This is a genomic window from Achromobacter sp. KK8 (assembly GCF_054188005.1).
The window spans coordinates 1,565,830-1,587,237 of the sequence record NZ_CM135178.1; the positions used below are offsets into that span (position 1 = coordinate 1,565,830).

Here is a 21,408-nt window from a genome sequence, read left to right on the forward strand (position 1 = left end):
CCCCGCCATCATGGCAATACTGAAACGCCTGGCCGAAACGGCCCGGCCCGCCGTCGCCTTCACGCTGGACGGCAAACCCTGCACCGCGCTGGCCGGCGATACCGTGCTGACGGCGGTGCTGACGCAGGCCGAACGCCTGCGCGTGTCGGAATTCGGCGGCGGCCCGCGCGCCGGTTTCTGCATGATGGGCGCCTGCCAGGACTGCTGGATGCAGCGCGAGGATGGCACGCGGCTGCGCGCCTGTTCCACCTACATCGAAGCCGGCATGCGCCTGCGCAGCGCGCCGCTGCGCGCGGAACACGTGCCGGGCACGCTGGCGGCGGGGGGCGACGCATCATGATCCTGCCCGTGATCGTGGGGGCCGGTCCGGCCGGCATCCGCGCCGCGCAGACGCTGGCGGCGCAGGGCCTGCGGCCGGTGGTGCTGGACGAGGCGCCGCGCGCCGGCGGCCAGATCTACCGCCAGCCGCCGCCGGGCTTCGCGCGGCCCAAGGCGGCGTTGTACGGCTTCGAGCATCGCAAGGCCGACGCGCTGCATCGCAAGATGGACGAGCTGGCGCCGCAGCTGGACTATCGCCCCGGCAGCCTGGTGTGGAACGCCGAGGGCAAGACGCTGGACGTGCTGCGCGACGGCAAGAGCGAGCCCGTGCCCTATACCCACTTGATCCTGGCCACCGGCGCCACCGACCGCGTGCTGCCGTTCCCGGGCTGGCTGACGCCGGGCGTGTACACCCTGGGCGGTTCGCAGGTGGCGTTGAAGCACCAGGGCTGCGCCATCGGCGAGCGGGTCGCGTTCCTGGGCACCGGCCCCCTGCTCTATCTGGTCGCCTACCAGTACGCCAAGGCCGGCGCCCGTGTTGTGGCGGTGCTGGATACCTCGCGCTTCGCCAACCGCCTGGCCGCCTTGCCCGCCATGCTGCGCGCGCCGGGCCTGCTGGCCAAGGGGCTGTACTACATGGCCTGGCTGCGCGCGCATGGCGTGCCGATGGCCAGCGGCGTGCGGCCGGTGCGGGCCGAGGGCGAGGCGCGCGTCACCGGGCTGGTCTACCGTCAGGGATCGCGCCAGCGGCGGGTGGATTGCGATGCCTTGGGCTACGGCCTGTCGCTGCGTTCCGAAACGCAGCTGGCGAGCCTGGTGGGCTGCCAGTTCATTTTCAACGCGCGTGACCGTGCCTGGACGCCGCGCCTGGACGCGGCCGGACGCAGCAGCGTGGCCGGCGTGTACGTGGCTGGCGACGGCGCCGGCATCGGCGGCGCCGACGCGGCCGAGCTGGCCGGCGAGCGCGCCGCGCTCGCCTTGCTGGAGGATGCGGGCCATGCGCAGCCGGCGCAGCGGGCGCGCGAACTCGAAGCCTGCCTGGCCGCCAACGGCCGCGTGCGCGACGCGCTCGAACGCGCCTTTCCGTTTCCCGAGGATTGGGCCGCCGCCATCGCCGACGACACCGTGGTGTGCCGCTGCGAGGAAGTCACCGCCGGCACACTGCGCGCCGTGATCCATGGCACCGGCGCGCGCGAGCTGAACCGCCTGAAGGCGCTGACGCGCGTCGGCATGGGACGCTGCCAGGGCCGCATGTGCGGCGCCGGCGCGGCCGAAGTGCTGGCGCACGCCTGCGGCGCCGGACTGGACGGCGTCGGCCGCCTGCGCGGCCAGCCGCCGGTCAAGCCGATTCCAGTGGATATCGTCTGTCTCGATCGCACGGAGAAGGCCGCGCCATGACCGAACGCATCGACACCGAAGTCGCCATTCTCGGCGGCGGCATCGTCGGCGGCAGCGCCGCGCTGTTCCTGCGCCGGCTGGGCGTGCCGGTGGTGCTGCTGGAGGCCGCGCTGTGCGGCGCCCGCGCCAGCGGCGTCAACTACGGCGGCGTGCGCCGCCAGGGCCGTGGCCTGGAGCAGATGCCGCTGGCGCGCCGCGCGCACGAATTGTGGGGCCAACTGCCGCAACTGATCGGCATCGACGGCGAATACGTGCGCTCGGGCCACTTGAAGTTGGCGTGCTCGGACGCGGACCTGGACGCCTTGCACGCCTATCGCGCGCAGACCCGTGGCTTCGGCATGAACCTGGAAATGCTGGACCGCGCCGCGCTGGCGCGGCGCTTCGGCTGGCTGGGCGCGCACGTGGTGGGCGGCTCGTTCTGTCCCGAGGACGGCCACGCCAACCCGCGCCTGGTCTCGCCCGCCTTTGGGCGCGCGGCCCGCGCGCTGGGCGCAGACGTGCGCGAATCGACCCGCGTCACCGAAGCGGTCCATGACGGCGACCGCTTCATCCTGCGCGTCGGCGATGCGCTGGAGGTGCGTTCGCGCTTCCTGCTCAATTGCGCCGGAGCGTGGGCCGGACGCTTCGCGCAGGACTTCGGCGAGACCGTGCCCGAGACTTCCATCCATCCGCTGATGATGGTGACCGAGCCGTTGCCGCTGTTCATGGACGTCAGCCTGGGCATGCAGGGTGGCGGCATCTATGCGCGGCAGGTGGCGCGCGGCAATTGCGTCATCGGCGGCGGCCGCGCCGTGTCCGCCGGCCCCGATTACGCCCGTCCCGGCCGCGAGGCGCTGGGCCCGCTGATGGCCAACGCCGCGCGCCTGCTGCCGCCATTGCGCGGCGCGCAGGTCATCCGCTTCTGGACCGGGGTCGAGGGCAACATGCCCGACCACAATCCCGTGCTGGGCTCCAGCGCCACCGTGCCGGGTCTGTTCCATGCCTTCGGCCTGTCGGGCGCGGGCTTCCAGATCGGCCCCGCCGTGGGCGAAGTGCTTTCCGAACTGGTCGTTAACGGCCGGTCTTCCATTCCCATCGACGCCTTCGGCATCGGACGATACACGGGGGCCGCTCACGGCGCCGTGGCTCGGTTGGGGCCTGTTCGTGAGCAAACGCTGGAGTCACCATGAAGCACAACAAACAGGGCGTTCGCCGCCCGTCCAAGGGGAAGTGGCTGCTGGGCCTGGCGCTGGCCGCGCTGTCGGCGGGCGCCATGGCGCAGCAGAAGACGCTGTACGTCGGCATGAACGGCGGCGACATGGAACGCGCCTTCACGCAGTACGTGTTCCCGGATTTCGAGAAGGCCAACAACGTCAAGATCGTGGTGGTGCCCGGCACCTCCACCGACGTGCTGGCCAAGGCCCAGGCGTTCAAGGACAAGCCGCAGATGCACGTCATGTTCCTGGACGACGGCATCATGGCGCGCGCCATTTCCATGGGCCTGTGCGAGCCGCTCAATGACGACCCGGTGCTCAAGGATCTCTACCCCACCGCCGTCATGAAGGACCGCATGGCCGCCGGCATCGACATCGGCATGACCGGCCTGGGCTACAACACCCGCCTGTTCAAGGACAAGGGCTGGGCGCCGCCGACCTCGTGGATGGACCTGGCCGATCCCAAGTTCAAGGGCAAGGTGGTGTTCCAGTCGGCCTCGGGCAGCACCTTCGGCCTGCACGGCTTCCTGATGTTCAACCGCATCCAGGGCGGCAACGACCAGAACACCGAGCCCGGCTTCAAGCAGTGGCCGTCCACCATCGGCACCAACGTGCTGGAATACATCCCCAACTCGGCCAAGCTGGCCGAGATGATCCAGTCCAACGAAGCCGCCATCTTCCCGCTCACGCCCACCGCCATCGCCCGCCTGAAAAAGCGCGACATCCCGGTGGAATACGCCCAGCCCAAGGAAGGCTCGGTGATCCTGATGGTGGCCGAATGCGTCATCGCCAAGAACAGCGAGCCGGAACTGGCGCAGAAGCTGGCGCTGTATCTGCTGTCGCCGCAGGCGCAGGCCAAGGCACTGGAAATGGGCGGCCATTTCCCGTCCAATAAGAACGTTCAACCGCCGGCCGGCACCGAAGAAGCGCTCAAGCGCTTCCAGGGCTACATGGCCAACGCCAAGATCCTGGACTGGGACCAGATCAACGCCACCCGTCCCGCCTTCAACGCGCGCTGGAACCGCACGGTCGAACGCTGACGTCAGGCGCGCCGCGCCGTCCGCGCATCGCGGGCGGCTCGGCGCCGATCACACCCAGGGCGCGCGCGCCCGCAACGCAGGAGGCCAGGCATGCGGCTCATCATCAGGTCCGGCGGCGAATCGGCCATGGAAGAATGGCGCGAGCAGTTCAAGCGCCACGCGCCCGATCTGGAGATCGTCAGCTGGTTCGACGACGTCGACCCCGCCTCGATCGACTACGCCCTGGTCTGGGCCCCCGACCCCGGCCGCCTGGCCACCTTCCCCAACCTCAAGCTCATCATCAGCGCCGGCGCCGGCGTCGACCACATCGTCTCCGACCCTGCCTGGCCGCGCCACCTGCGCATCGCCCGCATGGTCACGCCGCGCACCGAAACCGAGATGGCCGAGTTCGTGCTGACCAGCGCCCTGATGCTGACGCGCGACCTCAAGCGCGCCATCGACCAGCAGGCCCGCCGCCACTGGGAACTGTACGACTCGCTGCGCGTGGCCGCCGACGTGCGCGTCGGCATCATGGGCCTGGGCCACCTCGGCATCGCCGCCGCCCGCCTGCTGGCCAAGGTCGGTTTCCCCGTCAGCGGCTGGTCGCGCGGCGCCACCACCTTGCCCGACGGCCTGCCGTCCTACGCCGGCCCCGACCAGTTCCCCGAATTCCTGTCCCGCACCGACCTGCTGGTCTGCCTGCTCCCCGCCACCGAAGCCACCCGCGGCATCCTCAACCGCGACACCTTCGCCCACCTGCCGCGCGGCGCCAGCCTCATCAACGCCGGCCGCGGCAGCCACATGGTCACGCGGGACCTTCTCGATGCCCTGGACAGCGGTCACCTGCACCAGGCCTTGCTGGACGTCTTCGACCCCGAACCCCTGCCGCCCGAGTCCCCCCTCTGGACCCACCCCAACATCATCATCACCCCCCACTGCGCCGCCATCCCCGACCGCCAGGAACGCGCCCGCCACACCGCCTGGCTCATCACCGCCAACGAACGCGGCGAGGCCTTGCCCAACATCTACGACCCCGCCCGCGGCTACTGAAAACCCCGCCAAGCACTTATCCACAGCCGGCGCGTTGCGCGAGAAAACCAAGGCCTGTGGAAAACCCGCTTTCCTCCCCCAGCGCCCGTAAAGTGAAATCAACAAGAGCCAGGAGCGCCGTACCGAGGGGTGGGCGGGGCGTGTAGACGCGCCCGACGGAATCCGAAGGAGCCGCAGGCGACGAGGATGAGGATGGGGCAGTCCGGAGCAAACGCTCCGGACCGCAGTCGTAGCCCCGCCCACCCCTCGGCACGGCGCTCCTGGCGTCTAAAGAACGCCGCCCTCCACCAGCAAAAAAACTCCATCCACCCAACAAAAAAACCGCAAAATCTGCAAACCAAGGCCGCCTACATTTGCTCCCCAAGGAGCCACGCAATTGAAACCCCAAACTCGCGCCACCTACGCCCACCGCCTGGACCCCGTCCTGCGCTGGCTGGCAAGCCACCCCGACGCCGACCCCGACCTCTACCAGTTGGCCGACCTGGCTTGCCTCTCGCCCTATCACTTCCACCGCGTCTACCGCGCCGTGATGGGCGAAACCGTGAACGCCACCGTGCAACGCATCCGCATGCATCGCGCGGCCGTCTCGCTGGGCAGCACCGGGGATTCCTTGCGTGACGTGGCGCAGCGCGCCGGCTATGAGTCGGACGCCGCCTTCAACCGCGCGTTCGGCGCGACCTTCGGCATCCCGCCGGGGCGCTACCGCGCGACCCGCTCCCGACCCTTCGACCCCAAGGAGCTAGGCATGTACCCCATCACCATCGAAACCTTCCCCGGCGCCGTGCTGGCCGCCCTGCCGCACCATGGCAGCTACCAGGAAATCGGCCCGGTCTTCACCCGCGCCTTCATGCTCGCGGCCAGCCGCGGCCTGGCGCGTCCCGAGGCCATCGGCTTCGGCGTCTACTTCGACGACCCCGAGCAGGTGCCGCCGGCCCAGTTGCGCTCGATGGCAGGCGTATCGGTCGCGCCCGACGCCGAGCTGGGCGACGAACTGGAACGCTTCGAGATCCCCGCCATCCGCTGCGCGGTGCTGACCTACACCGGCCCGTACAACGAGATGGACAAGCCCTACAACTGGATGTTCTCGGAATGGCTGCCCGCCAGCGGCATGGTGCCGGCGGACTTCCCCATGTTCGAGCAGTACCTGAACGACCCGCGCAGCACGCCGCCCGCGCAATTGCAGACGCGTATCTGCATGCCGTTGAAGTAAGCGCCGCAAGCCGCGCGATGGCCTGCGTTGACGCGGCCGTCGCGCGCGGCACGGGCGCGGCTTCGCGCCGCCGTTAGCCCAGCACGCCCGCCAGATATTGCCGCAGCCACGCATGCGCCGGATCGTCCTGGTAGCGCTCGTGCCAGTACAGCGACACCGTGATCGCCGGCAGGCTCAGCGGCGCCTTGAGCGTGACGATGCGCGCGCTGCCCGACATGGCCTTGGCGATGCTCACCGGCATCGTCGCGATCAGATCCGAGGCCTCGACGATGAACGGGCACACCATGTAGCTCGACAGCGTCGCCACGATGCGGCGGCTGCGGTTCTGTCCCATCAGGATGCGGTCGATGGCCTTGCTGAAGTAGCGCGTGTGGGCCGCCAGGTCCAGGTGCCCGTAGCTCAGGTAGGCATCCAGGTTCCAGCGCTTGCGCAGACAGGGATGGCCTTCGCGCACGATGCACACTGCCGGTTCCTGGTACAGGAAGCGCGTGCGCAGGTCCGGCGCCGGGTCCGGAAAGTAGCCGGCGATCAGTTCCACATGATTGGTGTCCAGCATGCTCAGGCCGTGCTGCGGCCGCGCCGGCACGATCAACAGCTGGAAGTGCGGCGCATCCACCGCCAGGCGCGGAATCAGCTTGGGCAGCAGCGTGTATTGCACATAGTCGGTGGCATAGAACGACAGGCTGCGGGCCGAGTGCGCCGGGTCGAACACCTCGCGCGTGCGGGTGGCGCGGCGCCAACCTTCCAACAGCGGCAGAAAGCCCTGGTGCAGTTCGTGCGCGCGCTGCGTCGGCTGCCACGCGCCGCCTTCGCGCACCAGCAGCGGATCGCCGAACAGTTGCCGCAGACGGTTCATCGCGGCGCTCATGGCGGGTTGGCTGATGCCGAGTTGCTCGGCCGCGCGCGACACATTGCGGCAGGTCATCAATGCGTCGAAATGCACAAGCAGATTCAGGTCCGGATGCTTCACCGCCGCCCACCTATAAATGGCATCTATATCAATATAAACCGCAAGGACTGCTGGCGCGCGCCGCACAGGCCTAGGATGTTCCCGTTGTTGCAGTGAACCCGGGGCAATGCCTCTCAGGCTCGGCATCCATGATCGGGCCGCAAGGAAGTTCTATCAACAAGGGGAAGTCATGAACGCAGCGTTCATTCGCAGTTGCTGTCTTGCATTCGGGGCGGCCGCGCTGGCCGCCGCCGCGCTACCGGCCCGCGCCGAGTGGCCCGACAAGGTGATCCGCATCGTGGTGCCGTTCGCGGCGGGCGGCTCGACCGACCTGATCGCGCGCAAGATCGCCGAAGGCCTGGGCCAGCGCCTGTCGGCCAACGTCATCGTCGAGAACCGGCCCGGCGCCGGCGGCACCGTCGGCACCGAATACGTGGCGCGCCAGCCGGCCGACGGCTACACCATCCTGATGGGTTCGGTCAGCACGCACGGCAGCGCGCCCTGCGTGTATTCGAAGCTGCCGTACGACGCGCTCAAGGACTTCACGCCGCTGACCGTCGTCGCCACCATTCCCAACGTCATGTCCGTGAACCAGTCGGTGCCCGCCAACAACCTGCGGGAGTTCGTGGCGCTGCTCAAGAAAGAGCCCGAGAAATACTCGTTCGCCTCCAACGGCCAGGGCACCTCCAACCACCTGGCCGCCGAACTGTTCAAGAGCACGGCCGGCGTGTCGATGGTGCACGTGCCCTACCGCGGTTCGGGCCCGGCGTTGATCGACCTGGTGGGCGGCCAGATCAACATGATGATGGACGTGGTGATGACGTCCTATCCGTATATCAAGGACGGCAAGATCAAGGCGCTGGCGGTGACCTCGCCGCAACGCTCGCCGATGCTGCCCGACGTGCCGACGGTGGCCGAGTCCGGCTACCCCGGTTACGAGGCGATGGTGTGGTTCGGCATGCTGGCCCCGGCCAAGCTGCCCGAGCCGCTGCGCGTCAAGTTGACCGATGCGCTGGCGCAGACGCTGCACGCGCCCGCCATGAAGGCCTATCTGGAACAACAGGGCGCGCAGGTCTCGGACGTGGCCGGGCCGGCCTTCGGCACCATGATCAAGAGCGAAATCGACAAATGGTGCGGCGTGGTCAAGCAGGCCGGCATCAAGCTGGACTGAGCGCGGCCGCGCCCTTCTTTTCTTTCAGGGAAGCACAAGCATGTATCGCATAGGGATAGACGTCGGAGGCACGTTTACCGACTTCACGATGATCGACGAAGATCAAGGCATCGTGCATTTTCACAAGGTGCCGTCGACGCCGTCGGACCCATCGGAAGCCATCGCCACCGGCATCGGGCAGATGCTGGCCAGTCACGGCGTGGCGCCGTCGCAGGTGTCGCACGTGGGCCATGGCACCACGGTGGCGACCAACCTCATCATCGAGCGCAAGGGCGCGCGCGTCGGCCTGATCACCACGCAGGGGTTTCGCGACGTGCTGGAGATCGGCCGGCAGACGCGGCCGCACCTGTACGACTACAGCGTCGGCAAGCCGCCGGTGGCGGTGCCGCGCGAGTTCCGCGCCGAAGTGGCCGAGCGCGTCAACGCGCAAGGCGAGGTGCTGACACCGCTGGATGGGGACGCGGTGCGGGCGGCAGCGCGGCGCTTTGCCGCCGCCGGCATCGACGCCGTGACCATCTGCTTTCTGCATGCCTACCGCAACCCGGCGCACGAGCAACAGGCCGCGCGCATCGTGGCCGAGGAGATGCCCGATGCGTATATCAGCCTGTCGTCTGACGTGCTGCCGGAATTCCGCGAATACGAGCGCCTGTCGACCACGGTGCTGAACGCCGCTGTGGGGCCGAAGATGGCGCGCTACCTGGAACGCTTCCTGCAGCGCGTGCGCGAGCTGGATATCGGCCACGAGCCGCACACCATCCATTCCAATGGCGGCCTGATGTCGATCGCCACGGTGCGCCAGTATCCGGTGCGCACCTGCCTGTCGGGGCCGGCCGCCGGCGTGGTGGGCGCGGCCGCGGTGGGCCGCGCCATCGGCAGCCTGAACCTGGTGACGTTCGACGTCGGCGGCACCAGCACCGACGTGTCGCTGATCTGCGATGGCCGGCCGCTGTTCACCTCGCATCGCCAGGTGGCGGGCTATCCGGTGAAGACGCCGATGGTGGACATCCACGTGATCGGCGCGGGCGGCGGCAGCATTGCCTGGCTCGACGACGCGGGCGCGTTGAAGGTCGGGCCGCACAGCGCCGGCGCGGTGCCGGGACCGGTGGGCTATGGCCGGGGCGGCACCGAGCCGACCATCACCGATGCCGAGATCGCGCTGCAGCGCCTGAATCCGGTGGCGCTGCTCAACGGCCGCATGCCGGTGCATGCCGAGGCCGCGCGCCAGGTGATCGACGAACGCGTGGCGCGGCCGCTGGGGCTGACGCGCGAGGCCGCGGCCGAAGGCATCCTGCGCATCGCGGCGGCCAACATGAGCCGCGCCATCCGCGCCGTGTCGACCGAGCGCGGCTACGACCTGTCGCAATTCGCCCTGTATGCCTATGGCGGCGCGGGGCCGCTGCACGCGGTCGAGGTGGCCGAGGAATGCGGCATCCCCACGGTGATCGTGCCGCAGGAGCCGGGCACCATGTGCGCGCGCGGCATCCTGCTCAGCGACATCTCGTTCGACTTCGTGCGCAGCGAGATCGCGCTGGCCAGCGCGGAAAGCTGGGACGGCGTATCGACGATCTTCGACGGGCTGCGCGATCAGGCCGAACGCTGGCTGGAAGAAGAACGCGTGGAACCGGCGCTGCGCCTGTACCGCAGCGCCATCGACGCGCGCTACGAGGGCCAGAACTTCGAAGTGCAGGTGGCGCTGGACGATACCGGCGCCGGCGGCTACGCCGAGTTCGCGCGCCGCTTCGCCGAGGCGCACGAGCGCGAATACGGCTACACCGTCGACGACCGCAAGGTGCAGATCATCAACTGCCGCATGCAGGCGGTGGGCCAGGTGGTGAAGGCGCCGCTGGCGCCGCGCCAGGTCGATGGCACGCTGGACGGCGCACGCATCGGCGAACGCCGCGCTTACTTCGGCGAGCGCCACGGCTGGCTGGATACGCCGGTCTATGACCGCGACCGCGTGCCCACCGGAGTGCGCTTCAGCGGCCCGGCGCTGCTGGAGGAAATGAGCTCGACCACCGTGGTCGGCGCCGGCCAGGACGTCGAGGTCGACGCCTACGGCAACCTGATCATCCGTTTGCAAGGAGGCTCCCATGCGTGAAGCCCATCAAGCCAATCAAGACAGCGGCGTTGCCCTGGCCGATCCGGTCGGCATGGAGGTGTTCTGCAACCGCCTGCTATCGATCACCGAAGACATGAACAACACGCTGGTGCGGGCCTCGTTCTCGACCAACATCAAGGAACGCAAGGACTGCTCGGTGGCGCTGTTCGACGCCGCCGGCCGGCTGGTGGCGCAGGGCACGCAGATTCCGCTGCACCTGGGCTCGCTGGACGGCGCCATGGGCGCGATCCTGCGTACCTTTGGGGCCGACCAGATCCGTGACGGCGACGTGTTCATCTGCAACGACCCCTACCTGGCCGATGGCAGCCACCTGCCCGACATCAACATCGTCACGCCAGTGTTTTGGGAAGGCACGCTGCGCTTTTTCGCCGCCAACATCGCCCACCATTCGGACGTGGGCGGCGCGGTGCCCGGCTCGATCGCCGGCGGCCTGAAGTCGATCTTCGAGGAAGGCATCCGCATTCCCGCCAGCCGTATCGCGCGCGCCGGCGAGGTGGACGAAGATCTGCTGCGCCTGATCTGCGCCAACACCCGCGACCCGGAGGAACGGGTGCTGGACCTGCGCGTGCAGATGGCCACCAACCGCCGCGGCGCGGCCGCCGTGCAGGGCCTGATCCGGCAGATGGGGCTGGAGGCGGTGCTGCGCTCGGTCGAGGACGTCATCACCTACACCCGCCGCCGCCTGCTCAACCGCATCGGCGAGCTGGCGCAGGGCAGCTACACCTTCCGCAGCGACCTGGACGACGACGGCATGGGCGGCGATCCGGTGCCGATCCAGGTGACGCTGACGGTCAGTCGCGACCGCCTGCATTTCGATTTCGAGGGCTCCGGCAAGCAGGCGCGCGGCGCCATGAACCTGCCGTTCAACGCGCTGCGGGCCTGCGTGTACTACGCGGTCAAGGCGCTGCTGGATCCGGACCTGGCGCCCAACGCCGGCCTGTTCGATCCGATCAGCGTGTCGGCGCCGGTGGGCACCATCACCAACCCCGAGCATCCGGCGGCGGTGGGCGCGCGCTCGATCACCGCGCAGAAAGTGGCGGGCGCCATCTTCGGCGCGTTCCGCGGCCTGCTGCCGGCGGAAAAGACCATGGCGTCCAGCAACGACTGCTGCCCGGCCATCGTGTTCTCGGGCCGCTGGCGCGAGCGCGCCGGCCACTTCGTGTACCTGGAAACGCTGGGCGGCGGCGCCGGCGCGCGCTTCGATGCCGACGGCATGGACGCGGTGCACGTGCACATGACCAATACGTCCAACCTGCCGGTGGAGGCGCTGGAAAACGAGTATCCACTGCTGATGGACGAGTACGCCATGATCCAGGATTCCGGCGGCGCCGGCCGCACCCGCGGCGGCATGGGCATCGCCAAGCAGATCCGCGCGGTCGGGCCCGGCATCGTGTTCTCGGCGCGTTCCGACAGCCATACCGTGGGCGTGGCCGCGGGAGTGGCGGGTGGCGCCGATGGCCGTCGAGCTCGGCTGGTGCGCAATTTCGGCACGCCGGCCGAAGAGGAATTGTTCTCCAAGACCGCCAACATCGCGCTGGCGCCAGGCGAGAGCGTGCGCATCGAGACCCCGGGCGCGGGCGGCTATGGCCCCGTGGCCGAGCGGACCCGCAACCGCATCGAGCGCGACCTGGCCGACGGCAAGATCAGTCCGGAAGCGGCGCGCGCGGCCTATGGCTACGAAGCCCCCACTACGCCACGTTGAGCGACATCGAGTACTTCATCTTGTCATGCGGAAAAGTGGTGATCGTGGCCAGCAGCAGCACCCCGCCGCTGCCGTAGTAGCGGCGGGTGATGACGAAGCCCGCCGTCTGCGGTTCGACCTGGAGCTGTCTGGCGATCCCCGCCGCGATGGGCGTGGCCGAGAACTCCTGGTTGACCTCGTGGATGCGGTTGCCGAAGTGGTCCTCGATCAGCCGCAGCAGCGAAATGCGCGGCTGAATGTCGGCGCGCAGGTCGGAATGCGCCGGATCGGCGTAGATCAGCGTGCACGCCACCGGCGTGTCCTGGTCGCCCAGCGTCTTGATGGAGTTGATGTGCAGCCACGGCTGGCCGGGCTCGGCGCCCAGGCTCTCGGCCAGCCGCTTGGTGAGCTTGATGGTGCGCACGTCCTGCACCAGCAGCGCGGCGTTGCGCGCGTATTGCAGCAGGTCCGGGAACTGCGAGATGCGTTGGGTGAAGCGGGTGCTGGCGTGGGCGGTCTCGACGCGCGTGCCGACGCCGGGGCGGCGCGACACCATGCCGGCCACCGTCAGCATGCGGATGGCCTCGCGGATGGTGTGGCGGCTGGCGCCGAATTGTTCGCACAGTTCGTGTTCGGTCGGCAGCAGCGTCATGACCGGATAGCGGCCGCTGCCGATGTCGCGCGCCAGCTGCTGGTAGATGCTCTTGTAGCGCGGGCCGCCAGCCTCGTCGTCCGGCCCCGTGGCCTGGCCGCGGGCCTCGCGCGCGGCGGCCGGGTCGGGCGCGCGTTCGGAGGATCGGGTCATGGGGGTGGCTCCTTTTCTCGTTCTATCGGGGTTTGTACGGACAATAACCGATTGACAGGCCCCGCCTTGCGGATCCATTATTTGTCCGGACATTCATGTACGGACAAATTGTACGGCGGACATGAGGTCGCGGGGCAAGCGGGTCCGCATTTTTTTCTGCGGCGAGTCCATCCCCGGATTCAGGCAGCACCGGCAGTTCTTGCAGTTCTCTTCCAATAACGGGGGTTTTCATGGGCAAGGTACTCGCAGTCCTGGCGGCGGCCACAATGGCCGTCGGTGTGTGCGCCAACGCGCAGGCGCAGCAGAAGTTGGTGGTGGCCGGCTACGGCGGCTCGTTCGAAGACATCATGCGCAAGGACATCTTCCCGCCCTTCGCCAAGCAGCACGGCGTCGAGCTGGATTACGTGGCCGGCAACTCCACCAACACGGTGGCGCGCCTGCAGGCGCAGAAAAGCAACCAGCAGATCGACGTCGCCATCATCGACGACGGCCCGATGTACCAGGCCATCGCGCTGGGCTTCTGCGCGCCGATCCAGGGCCTGCCGGCCGACGACATCTACGGCACCGCGCGCTACAAGGACGACAAGGCCGTGGCCATCGGCATCGTCGCCACCGGCATCATGTACAACAAGAAGGTCTTCGACGAGCGCAAGTGGGCCGCGCCCACCTCGTGGAAGGACCTGAAGGATCCCAAGTACAAGAAGCAGCTGGTGGTGCCGCCGCTGAACAACACTTACGGCCTGCACGCGCTGGTCGAATACGCCCGCGAAGGCGGCGGCGGCGAGAAGAAGATCGACGCCGGCTTCAAGACCTTCAAGGACGAGGTCGGCCCCAACGTGCTGGTGTACGAGCCGTCGCCGGGCAAGATGACCGAGCTGTTCTCCAGCGGCCAGGCCACCATCGCGGTGTGGGGCAGCGGCCGCGTCAAGGCCTTCGCCGACACCGGCTTCCCGGTGGGCTTCGTCTATCCGCAGGAAGGCGCCTACGCGCTGCTGTCGTCGGTGTGCCCGGTGGCCAAGGCCAACGCCAATCCGCTGGCGCAGGCCTTCGTCAACTACCTGGTGAGCCCGAAGGTGCAGGAGCAGCTGGCCAGCGCCTACGGCTATGGCCCGGTCAACAAGCAGGCCAAGGTGGCCGACGATCCGCGCGTGCCGCTGCCGATCGGCAAGCGCGCCGCCGACCTGATCGTGATCGACTGGGACACGGTCAACCAGAACCGGGACGACTGGAACAAGCGCTGGACGCGTGAAATCGAGCGTTGACGTTTCGTACACCAGGACGCAACGGCGGCGCGGGCGTGCCGCCAGCGGGAGCATCCATGAGTTATCTCGTATTGAACCGCCTGTCCAAGCGCTACGGCGACCTGACGGCGGTCGAGGACCTGAGCCTGTCGGTCGAACGCGGCGAATTCATATCGCTGCTGGGGCCGTCGGGTTGCGGCAAGACCACCACGCTGCAGATGATCGCCGGGTTCGTCGAGCCCAGCGGCGGCAGCATCGTGCTGGACGGCAAGGACGTCAGCAGGACGCCCGCGAACAAGCGCGGGCTGGGCATGGTGTTCCAGAACTACGCGCTGTTCCCGCACATGACCGCGGCCGAGAACGTGTCGTTCGGCCTGGAGATGCAGCGGGTCGGCAAGGACGAGCGGCAGGCGCGGGTGGCCGAGGCGCTCAAGCTGGTGGGCCTGTCGCATCTGGCCGACCGCCACCCGGCGCGCATGTCGGGCGGCCAGCAGCAGCGCGTGGCGCTGGCGCGGGCGCTGGTGATCCGCCCCAGCGTGCTGCTGCTGGACGAGCCGCTGTCTAACCTGGACGCCAAGCTGCGCGAGGAAATGCAGCTGGAACTACGCAGCATCCAGCGCACCGTCGGCACCACCACCATCCTGGTGACGCACGACCAGTCCGAAGCCCTGGCGCTGTCCGACCGCATCGTGGTGATGAACCAGGGCCGGGTCGAGCAGGTGGCCGAGCCGTTCGCCGCGTATGAAGGGCCGTCGAACCGCTTCGTCGGCGGCTTCCTGGGCAAGGCCAATGTATTCACGCCCTCGCCGCAGTCTTATGACGGCGAGGTGCGGGCGCGCATCGGCGAGGCCCACATCGCCATGGACGGGCAGCCCGTGCCGCAGGGTGCGGTGATCGTGCGGCCGGAAAAAATCCTGTTCGCCGAGGCCGGCGCCTGTGCCCTGCCCGGCCGCATGAAGACGCGCGTGTTCCAGGGCAACCACTGGCTGTGCCAGGTCGAGACCTCGGTGGGCGAAGTCATGGTGATCCGCCAGAACGATGGCGTGCCGGTGCCCGCCGAGGGCGAGATCGTGCACCTGCGCTGGCGCGCGCAGGACATGTGCGCGGTGGCCGGCCAGGAGCCGGCAAAATGAGCGCGCGCACCAACCCCTGGCTGCTGAGCGCGCCGGCGCTGGCGGTGTACGCCACCTTCCTGGTGGTGCCGATGGCGCTGGTGCTGCTGATCAGCTTCTTCGACTTCCAGTTCTACGGCGGCATGCAGGCCACCTTCACCTGGAAGAACTACATCGAGATTTTCAGCGACGGCTATTACTACGAGATCTACGCCCGCACCTTCGGCGTGGCGGCGCTGGTGACGCTGGCATGCCTCGTGCTCGGCACGGCCGAGGCCTACGTGCTGTCGCGCATGGCCAATCCGTGGAAGGGCCTGTTCCTGATGGTGGTGCTGGGGCCGCTGCTGATCTCGGTGGTGGTGCGCACGCTGGGCTGGGCGCTGCTGTTCGGGTCCACCGGTCTCATCAACAAGGCGCTCATGGGCATCGGCCTGGTGTCCACGCCGATCGACCTGATGTACAGCAACCTGGGCGTGGGCATCGCGCTGACGCACGTGCTGGTGCCGTTCATGGTGATCGCGGTGTGGGCGTCGTTGCAGCGGATCAATCCGTCGACCGAGGCCGCCGCGCTGTCGCTGGGCGCCAGCCAGTTCACCGTGATCCGTCGCGTGATCGTGCCGCAGGTCATGCCGGGCATCCTGTCGGGTTCGATCATGGTGTTCGCGATGGCCGCCAGTTCCTTCGCCACGCCGGCCATCATCGGCGGCCGGCGCCTGAAGAACGTGGCCACCGCCGCCTACGACGAGTTCCTCAACACGCTCAACTGGCCGCTGGGCGCGGCGCTGGCGGTGGTGCTGCTGGTGGCGACCGTGGTGGTGCTGCTGTCGGCCAACCGGCTGATCGAGCGCCGCTATGGCGCGGTCTTCAATCCGTCGGGGGCCTGACATGAACTTTCGCAACGGCCCCATCGGCCTGCTGTTCCACACCCTCTTCATCCTGTTCATCCTGGCGCCGATCGTGATGGTGTGCGCGGTGGCGTTCACCTCGGAGGGCTTCATCTCGCTGCCCAGCGGGGGGCTGTCGCTGCGCTGGTTCCGCGCCATCCTGGACAACCCGCGCTTCATCGAGGCGTTCTGGTTCAGCCTGGGGCTGGGCACGCTGTCGGCGACGCTGGCGATCGCGCTGGCGGTGCCCAGCGCGCTGGCGCTGGCGCGCAACCGCTTCCGCGGCCGCGAGGCGCTGGTGGCGTTCTTCCTGTCGCCGCTGATGATTCCGCACGTGGTGCTGGGCCTGGCCTTCCTGAAATTCTTCACCACGGTGGACCTGGCCGGCACCTACGTGGGACTGGTGGTGGCCCACGTGATCCTGGTGATGCCCTACGCGCTGCGGCTGGTGCTGGCCTCGGCCACCGGCATCGACCCGGCGCTGGAGCGCGCGGCGCAGTCGCTGGGCGCCTCCCACTGGACGGCGTTCCGGCGCGTGGTGCTGCCGCTGTTGCTGCCGGGCGTGGTCAGCGGCTGGGTGATCGCCTTCATCACCAGCTTCGACGAGCTGACCATGTCGATCTTCATCGCCTCGCCCTCCACCACCACGCTGCCGGTGCGCATCTTCCTGCACATCGAAGACACCATCGACCCGCTGGTGACGGCGGTGTCGGCCGTGCTGATCTATGTGACCATCATCGCCATCTTCATTCTGGACCGCCTGGTCGGCCTGGAAAAGCTGTTTGTCGGAAAGGGACGCTAATGACGGAAGAAATACAACAGGCGCCGCGCGCGCCGGCGCATCGCGGCGTCTACGACGCCGTGGTGATCGGCGGCGGCCTGGTCGGCTCGGCCGTGGCCTACGGGCTGCGGCGCGAACTGGACCACGTCGCGGTATTGGACGAAGGCGACGTGGCCTACCGCGCCTCGCGCGGCAACTTCGGCCTGGTCTGGGTGCAGAGCAAGGGCATGGGCCTGCCGCGCTACGGCGTGTGGACCATGACCTCGGCCGGCGCCTGGCCGCAGCTGGCGGCCGAGCTGCGGGAGCAGACCGGGGTGGACGTGCACCTGGAGCAGCGCGGCGGCCTGCACGCGTTGTTGAGCGACGAGGAAATGGAAGCGCGCGCCACCTTCATGCGCACGCTGCTGGCGCAGCCCGGCATGGCGCAGTACGACTGGAAAATGCTGGACCGCCACGAGCTTGCCGACATGGTGCCCGGCATCGGCCCGGAGGTGCGCGGCGCCACCTGGACGCCGGTCGACGGCATCGCCAATCCGCTCAAGCTGCTACGGGCGCTGCACATGAGTTTTGCACAGCGGGCTGTGGATTACCTGCCGCGCTGCCCGGCGCAGCAGGTCCGCCAGCGCGACGGCGTGTTCGAGGTGACCACGCCCACCGGCACGGTGCGGGCGCGCAAGCTGGTGCTGGCCAGCGGCCTGTCGAACAAGGCGCTGGGCGAACAGGTCGGCCTGGCGGTGCCGGTGCGGCCGCAGCGCGGCCAGATCGTGGTGCTGGAGCGCACCCGCCGCCTGCTGGAAACGCCGCTATCGACGCTGCGCCAGACCGACGAAGGCACCTGGCTGATCGGCGATTCGCAGGAAGAGGCCGGCTATGTGGACAACCAGGTGGGCTTGCCGATCCTGGGCACGCTGGCCGACCGCGCCGTGCGCACGCTGCCCGCCTTGCGCGAGGTGCGCGTGGTGCGCAGCTGGGCCGCGCTGCGCGTGATGTCCAAGGACGGTTTCCCCATCTATCAACAATCCGAGACGTGCCCCGGCGCCTTCGTCGCCACCTGTCACAGCGGCGTCACCCTGGCGGCCGCGCACGCGCTCAAACTGGCGCCCATGATCGCCGCCGGCCAACTGGCCGACGACATGGCGCCCTTCTCGACCCGGAGGTTCCATGTTCAAGAGGCTTGACGAGGCGCAGCGCCAGGCGCAGGGCGCGCCGGTGCGGGTGACGGTGAACGGCGCCGAACTGCAGTGCCGCGCCGGCGACAGCGTGGCCGCGGCGCTCTTTGCCGGCGGCATGCAGGCCTGTCGCGACACCGCGGTGGGCGAAGTGCCGCGCGGCCCCTATTGCATGATGGGCGTGTGCTACGACTGCCTGGTCACGATCGACGGCCAGGCCAACCAGCAGGGCTGCATGACGGCCGTGCGTGACGGCATGAAGATCGAGCGCCAGCTTGGCGCGCGCAAGGTGCAGGCATGATCGAGACGACGCAATGCGATTTGCTGGTGGTGGGCGCGGGTCCCGCCGGGTTGGCTGCCGCCACCACGGCCGCGCGCCTGGGCGTGGACACGGTGTTGCTGGATGAACAGGCGGCGCCGGGCGGCCAGATCTACCGCGCCATCACCACCACGCCGGTCACCGACCGCGCCGTGCTGGGGCCGGACTACTGGCATGGCGCTTCACTGGTCGAGCCATTCAGGCAGTCGGGCGCGCGCTATGAGCCGGGCGCGACCGTGTGGGCGGTGGCCGAGCGCACCGCGCCCGAGCCGCAGCGCGGCTTCGAGGTGGCGTACTCGGTGGCCGGCGAAGCGCGCATCCTGCATGCGCGGCGCCTGCTGCTGGCTACCGGCGCGCAGGAGCGGCCGTTCCCGATTCCCGGCTGGACCTTGCCCGGCGTCATCACCGCCGGCGCCGCGCAGATCCTGTTGAAGTCGGCCGGCATGGTGCCGGCCGACCGCACGGTGCTGGCCGGCTGCGGCCCGCTGCTGTACCTGGTGGCGTGGCAGTACCTGAACGCCGGCGTCAAGATCGACGCGCTGCTCGAAACCACGCCGCCCGGCCGTCTGCGCCAGGCCCTGCCCAAGGTGTGGGACTTCCTGCGTTCGCCGTATCTGGGCAAGGGGCTGTCGCTGCTGCGCGCGGTCAAGGCGGCGGTACCCATCATCAAGGGCGTGACGGCGCTGGAAGCGCTGGGTCAGGACAAGCTGGAGAGCGTGCGCTACACCACCGCGGCGGGAGAAACCAGGACGCTGCCTGCACAGCAGCTGATGCTGCACCAGGGTGTGGTGCCCAACGTCAACCTGTCGCGCGCCATCGGCGCCGAGCATCGCTGGAACACGGCGCTGGACTGTTGGGAGCCAGACGTGGACGAGTGGGGCCTGACCTCGGTGGATGGCGTAGGCATGGCGGGCGACGGCGCCGGCATCGCCGGCGCGCTGGCGGCTGAACAGCGCGGCCGGCTGGCGGCGTTGCAGGCCGCGCACCTGCTGGGCCGCATCGATGCGGCGCGGCGCGACAGCGAGGCCGCCGCGCCACGTGCCGCGCTGGCGCGGTCGGTGCGCGGACGCGAGTTCTTCGATGCCTTGTACAAGGCGCCCGAGACCTTCCGCCGCCCCACTGGCGACACCATCGTCTGCCGTTGCGAGGAAGTGACGGCGGCGCAGGTGCGCGACACCGTCAAGCTCGGTTGCAGCGGCCCGAACCAGATGAAGGCCTTCCTGCGCTGCGGCATGGGGCCGTGCCAGGGACGCTTCTGCGGCCTGACGGTGTCGGAGATCATCGCCGAGGAACGCGGCGTGCCGGTGCCGGAAGTGGGCTACTACCGCCTGCGCTTTCCGACCAAGCCGCTGACGCTGGGCGAGCTGGCGTCGCTGCCGCAGACCGACGAGTCGCGCCAGGCGGTGGTGCGGCTGAAGAAATAGGAGCCCGCCATGACGGACGCTTCGCGCTCGGCCGCCGTCATCATCATCGGCGGCGGCCTGCACGGCAGTTCGGCGGCGCTGCACCTGGCGCGCGCCGGCGTGCCGGCGCTGGTGATCGAGAAGAACTACGTCGGCCGCCATGCCTCGGGCGTGAACGCCGGCGGCGTGCGCACCCTGGCGCGGCACCTGGCCGAGGTGCCGCTGGCGCTGGCCTCGCGCGAGCTCTGGTATCGCATTGGCGAGCTGGTCGATGACGATTGCGGTTTCGAGCAGCACGGGCAGGTGCGCGTGGCCGAGAACGAGGCCGACGTGGCGGCGCTGCGCGCGCGCCTGGCTACCATGCAACAGCATGGCTACACGCACGAGCAATGGATCGATCGTGACGAATTGCTGGCGATGATTCCCGCGCTGGCGCCCACGGTGCGCGGCGGCCTGATCGCGCGCGACGACGCGGCCGCCGACCCCTACCGCACCACGCTGGCGTTCCGCCGCAAGGCCGCCAGCCTGGGCGCGCGCTTCCTGGAAGGCGTGCGGGTCCTGCGCAGCGCGCACGAAAATGGCCAGTGGCGGATCGAGACCGACGCCGGCACCTACACCGCGCCGCAGGTGCTCAACTGCGCCGGCGCCTGGGCCGACCGCATCGCCGCCGAATGGGGTGAGCCGGTGCCGCTGACCGCCATCAGCCCGATGATGCTGGTGACGCTGCGCATGGATCATTTCCTGGACGCGGTGGTGCTGGGCACCGGCCGGCCGCTGTCGTTCAAGCAGCGCGCCAACGGCACGGTGCTGATCGGTGGCGGCCGCCGCGCCTGGGTCGATCGCGACGCGGAATGGACCGAACTGGATTTCCGTTCGCTGGCCGAGGGCGCGCGCACCGTCTGCGACCTGTTTCCGCACATGCGGCACGCCATCGTGAACCGCGGCTGGGCCGGCATCGAGGCCGCCATGCCCGACGAGATTCCGGTGATCGGCCGCAGCCGGCGCCATGACAGCGCCTTCCACGCCTTCGGCTTCTCGGCCCACGGCTTCGAGCTGGGTCCGATCGTCGGCCGTATCATGGCCGATCTGATCACCACCGGCGCGACCGACCTGCCGATCGCGCCGTTCGCCATCGACCGTTTCACCGGCGCCACGGGCGCGCCGGCATCCACCCCCAAGGAGCAGCACCCATGACTGATATCGTGCGCAAGGATTCCAACGAACGCCTGAGCCGCATCGTGATCCACGGTGACACCGTGTACGTGGCGGGCGTGACCTCGTCTGCCGAAGGCGGCATCACCGCGCAGACGCGCGACGTGCTGGCCAAGATCGACGGCCACCTGAAGCGGGCCGACACCGACAAGACGCGCCTGCTGTCGGTGCAGATCTGGCTCAAGGACATCGAACGCGACTTCGCCGGCATGAACGCGGTGTGGGCCGAGTGGGCGCCGGCCAATGCGCTGCCGACGCGCGCGACCTGCGAGGCCAAGCTGGCCTCGCCCGACCTGCTGGTGGAGATCATCGTCACGGCCGCCAAGCGGCCGGGTTACGTCGGCGGGCCGATGTCGGAAGCCTGACCCCGCCGG

The 21,408-nt window shown here is 69.1% G+C and carries 20 protein-coding genes; 18 read left to right on the top strand and 2 right to left on the bottom strand.

Annotated elements, in window-relative coordinates; translation table 11 throughout:
• Positions 1-10: 10 nt before the first annotated feature.
• The 6 genes from ACVN9Z_RS07265 (at position 11) to ACVN9Z_RS07290 (ending at position 6,188) form a co-directional block, all read left to right on the top strand.
• Entirely contained in the window at positions 11-340 is a 330-nt protein-coding gene (locus ACVN9Z_RS07265; RefSeq protein ID WP_054442484.1) for a (2Fe-2S)-binding protein, read from the top strand.
• Positions 337-1,716, top strand: a complete 1,380-nt coding sequence (locus tag ACVN9Z_RS07270) for an FAD/NAD(P)-dependent oxidoreductase (protein ID WP_429941576.1) — start codon at positions 337-339, stop codon at positions 1,714-1,716. Before ACVN9Z_RS07265 ends, ACVN9Z_RS07270 begins: the two co-directional genes overlap by 4 nt.
• Complete coding sequence (locus ACVN9Z_RS07275; RefSeq protein WP_054485422.1) at positions 1,713-2,885, top strand: NAD(P)/FAD-dependent oxidoreductase; 1,173 nt, start codon at positions 1,713-1,715, stop codon at positions 2,883-2,885. The genes ACVN9Z_RS07270 and ACVN9Z_RS07275 overlap by 4 nt, the downstream gene beginning before the upstream one ends.
• On the top strand, positions 2,882-3,949 hold the full coding sequence (locus ACVN9Z_RS07280) for an ABC transporter substrate-binding protein (protein WP_458213277.1): 1,068 nt from the start codon (positions 2,882-2,884) through the stop codon (positions 3,947-3,949). The genes ACVN9Z_RS07275 and ACVN9Z_RS07280 overlap by 4 nt, the downstream gene beginning before the upstream one ends.
• Positions 3,950-4,039: 90 nt before the next feature.
• Complete coding sequence (locus ACVN9Z_RS07285; protein WP_458213278.1) at positions 4,040-4,978, top strand: 2-hydroxyacid dehydrogenase; 939 nt, start codon at positions 4,040-4,042, stop codon at positions 4,976-4,978.
• 376 nt (positions 4,979-5,354) lie between these two features.
• Positions 5,355-6,188 carry an AraC family transcriptional regulator gene (locus ACVN9Z_RS07290; protein WP_006389506.1) on the top strand — a complete coding sequence of 278 codons (834 nt, stop codon included), beginning with the start codon at positions 5,355-5,357 and terminating at the stop codon, positions 6,186-6,188.
• A 73-nt stretch (positions 6,189-6,261) separates the two neighbouring features.
• On the opposite strand, the gene ACVN9Z_RS07295 is transcribed toward ACVN9Z_RS07290, so the two are convergent.
• On the bottom strand, positions 6,262-7,158 hold the full coding sequence (locus ACVN9Z_RS07295) for a LysR family transcriptional regulator (RefSeq protein WP_006389505.1): 897 nt from the start codon (positions 7,156-7,158) through the stop codon (positions 6,262-6,264).
• Between the two features lie 169 nt (positions 7,159-7,327).
• Here ACVN9Z_RS07295 and ACVN9Z_RS07300 point away from each other — a divergent pair, with 169 nt between their 5' ends.
• The 3 genes from ACVN9Z_RS07300 to ACVN9Z_RS07310 are packed head-to-tail and all read left to right on the top strand — an operon-like array spanning position 7,328 to position 12,129.
• A complete protein-coding gene (locus ACVN9Z_RS07300; protein ID WP_047992369.1) occupies positions 7,328-8,308 on the top strand; it encodes a Bug family tripartite tricarboxylate transporter substrate binding protein in 981 nt (326 codons plus the stop codon).
• 40 nt (positions 8,309-8,348) lie between these two features.
• Positions 8,349-10,406 (top strand): hydantoinase/oxoprolinase family protein, encoded by a 2,058-nt coding sequence (locus ACVN9Z_RS07305; RefSeq protein WP_024067322.1) that lies wholly within the window; start codon positions 8,349-8,351, stop codon positions 10,404-10,406.
• A complete protein-coding gene (locus ACVN9Z_RS07310) occupies positions 10,399-12,129 on the top strand; it encodes a hydantoinase B/oxoprolinase family protein (RefSeq protein WP_458213279.1) in 1,731 nt (576 codons plus the stop codon). The genes ACVN9Z_RS07305 and ACVN9Z_RS07310 overlap by 8 nt, the downstream gene beginning before the upstream one ends.
• On the opposite strand, the gene ACVN9Z_RS07315 is transcribed toward ACVN9Z_RS07310, so the two are convergent.
• Positions 12,116-12,913: a GntR family transcriptional regulator gene (locus ACVN9Z_RS07315; protein ID WP_049070371.1), complete on the bottom strand. Its 798-nt coding sequence runs from the start codon at positions 12,911-12,913 to the stop codon at positions 12,116-12,118. The two genes, ACVN9Z_RS07310 and ACVN9Z_RS07315, sit on opposite strands and share 14 nt — an antisense overlap.
• 230 nt (positions 12,914-13,143) lie before the next feature.
• On the opposite strand from ACVN9Z_RS07315, the gene ACVN9Z_RS07320 reads away from it, so the two are divergent.
• From ACVN9Z_RS07320 to ACVN9Z_RS07360, 9 genes are read left to right on the top strand one after another with little or no spacing between them, the layout of a single operon-like run.
• Complete coding sequence (locus ACVN9Z_RS07320) at positions 13,144-14,175, top strand: ABC transporter substrate-binding protein (RefSeq protein ID WP_458213280.1); 1,032 nt, start codon at positions 13,144-13,146, stop codon at positions 14,173-14,175.
• A gap of 56 nt (positions 14,176-14,231) precedes the next feature.
• The gene (locus ACVN9Z_RS07325; protein WP_458213281.1) at positions 14,232-15,287 is read left to right on the top strand and encodes an ABC transporter ATP-binding protein; all 1,056 of its coding nucleotides are present in this window, start codon (positions 14,232-14,234) and stop codon (positions 15,285-15,287) included.
• Positions 15,284-16,150, top strand: coding sequence for an ABC transporter permease (locus ACVN9Z_RS07330; protein WP_054485417.1), 867 nt, complete (start codon positions 15,284-15,286; stop codon positions 16,148-16,150). The genes ACVN9Z_RS07325 and ACVN9Z_RS07330 overlap by 4 nt, the downstream gene beginning before the upstream one ends.
• Position 16,151: 1 nt before the next feature.
• Positions 16,152-16,952: an ABC transporter permease gene (locus ACVN9Z_RS07335; RefSeq protein WP_006389497.1), complete on the top strand. Its 801-nt coding sequence runs from the start codon at positions 16,152-16,154 to the stop codon at positions 16,950-16,952.
• Complete coding sequence (locus ACVN9Z_RS07340) at positions 16,952-18,109, top strand: NAD(P)/FAD-dependent oxidoreductase (RefSeq protein WP_006389496.1); 1,158 nt, start codon at positions 16,952-16,954, stop codon at positions 18,107-18,109. The genes ACVN9Z_RS07335 and ACVN9Z_RS07340 overlap by 1 nt, the downstream gene beginning before the upstream one ends.
• On the top strand, positions 18,093-18,401 hold the full coding sequence (locus ACVN9Z_RS07345) for a (2Fe-2S)-binding protein (protein ID WP_006389495.1): 309 nt from the start codon (positions 18,093-18,095) through the stop codon (positions 18,399-18,401). Before ACVN9Z_RS07340 ends, ACVN9Z_RS07345 begins: the two co-directional genes overlap by 17 nt.
• A complete protein-coding gene (locus tag ACVN9Z_RS07350) occupies positions 18,398-19,843 on the top strand; it encodes an FAD/NAD(P)-dependent oxidoreductase (protein WP_054473268.1) in 1,446 nt (481 codons plus the stop codon). Before ACVN9Z_RS07345 ends, ACVN9Z_RS07350 begins: the two co-directional genes overlap by 4 nt.
• 9 nt (positions 19,844-19,852) lie before the next feature.
• The gene (locus ACVN9Z_RS07355) at positions 19,853-21,016 is read left to right on the top strand and encodes an NAD(P)/FAD-dependent oxidoreductase (protein ID WP_054506728.1); all 1,164 of its coding nucleotides are present in this window, start codon (positions 19,853-19,855) and stop codon (positions 21,014-21,016) included.
• Positions 21,013-21,399, top strand: coding sequence for a RidA family protein (locus ACVN9Z_RS07360; protein WP_458213282.1), 387 nt, complete (start codon positions 21,013-21,015; stop codon positions 21,397-21,399). Before ACVN9Z_RS07355 ends, ACVN9Z_RS07360 begins: the two co-directional genes overlap by 4 nt.
• Positions 21,400-21,408 lie beyond the last annotated feature (9 nt).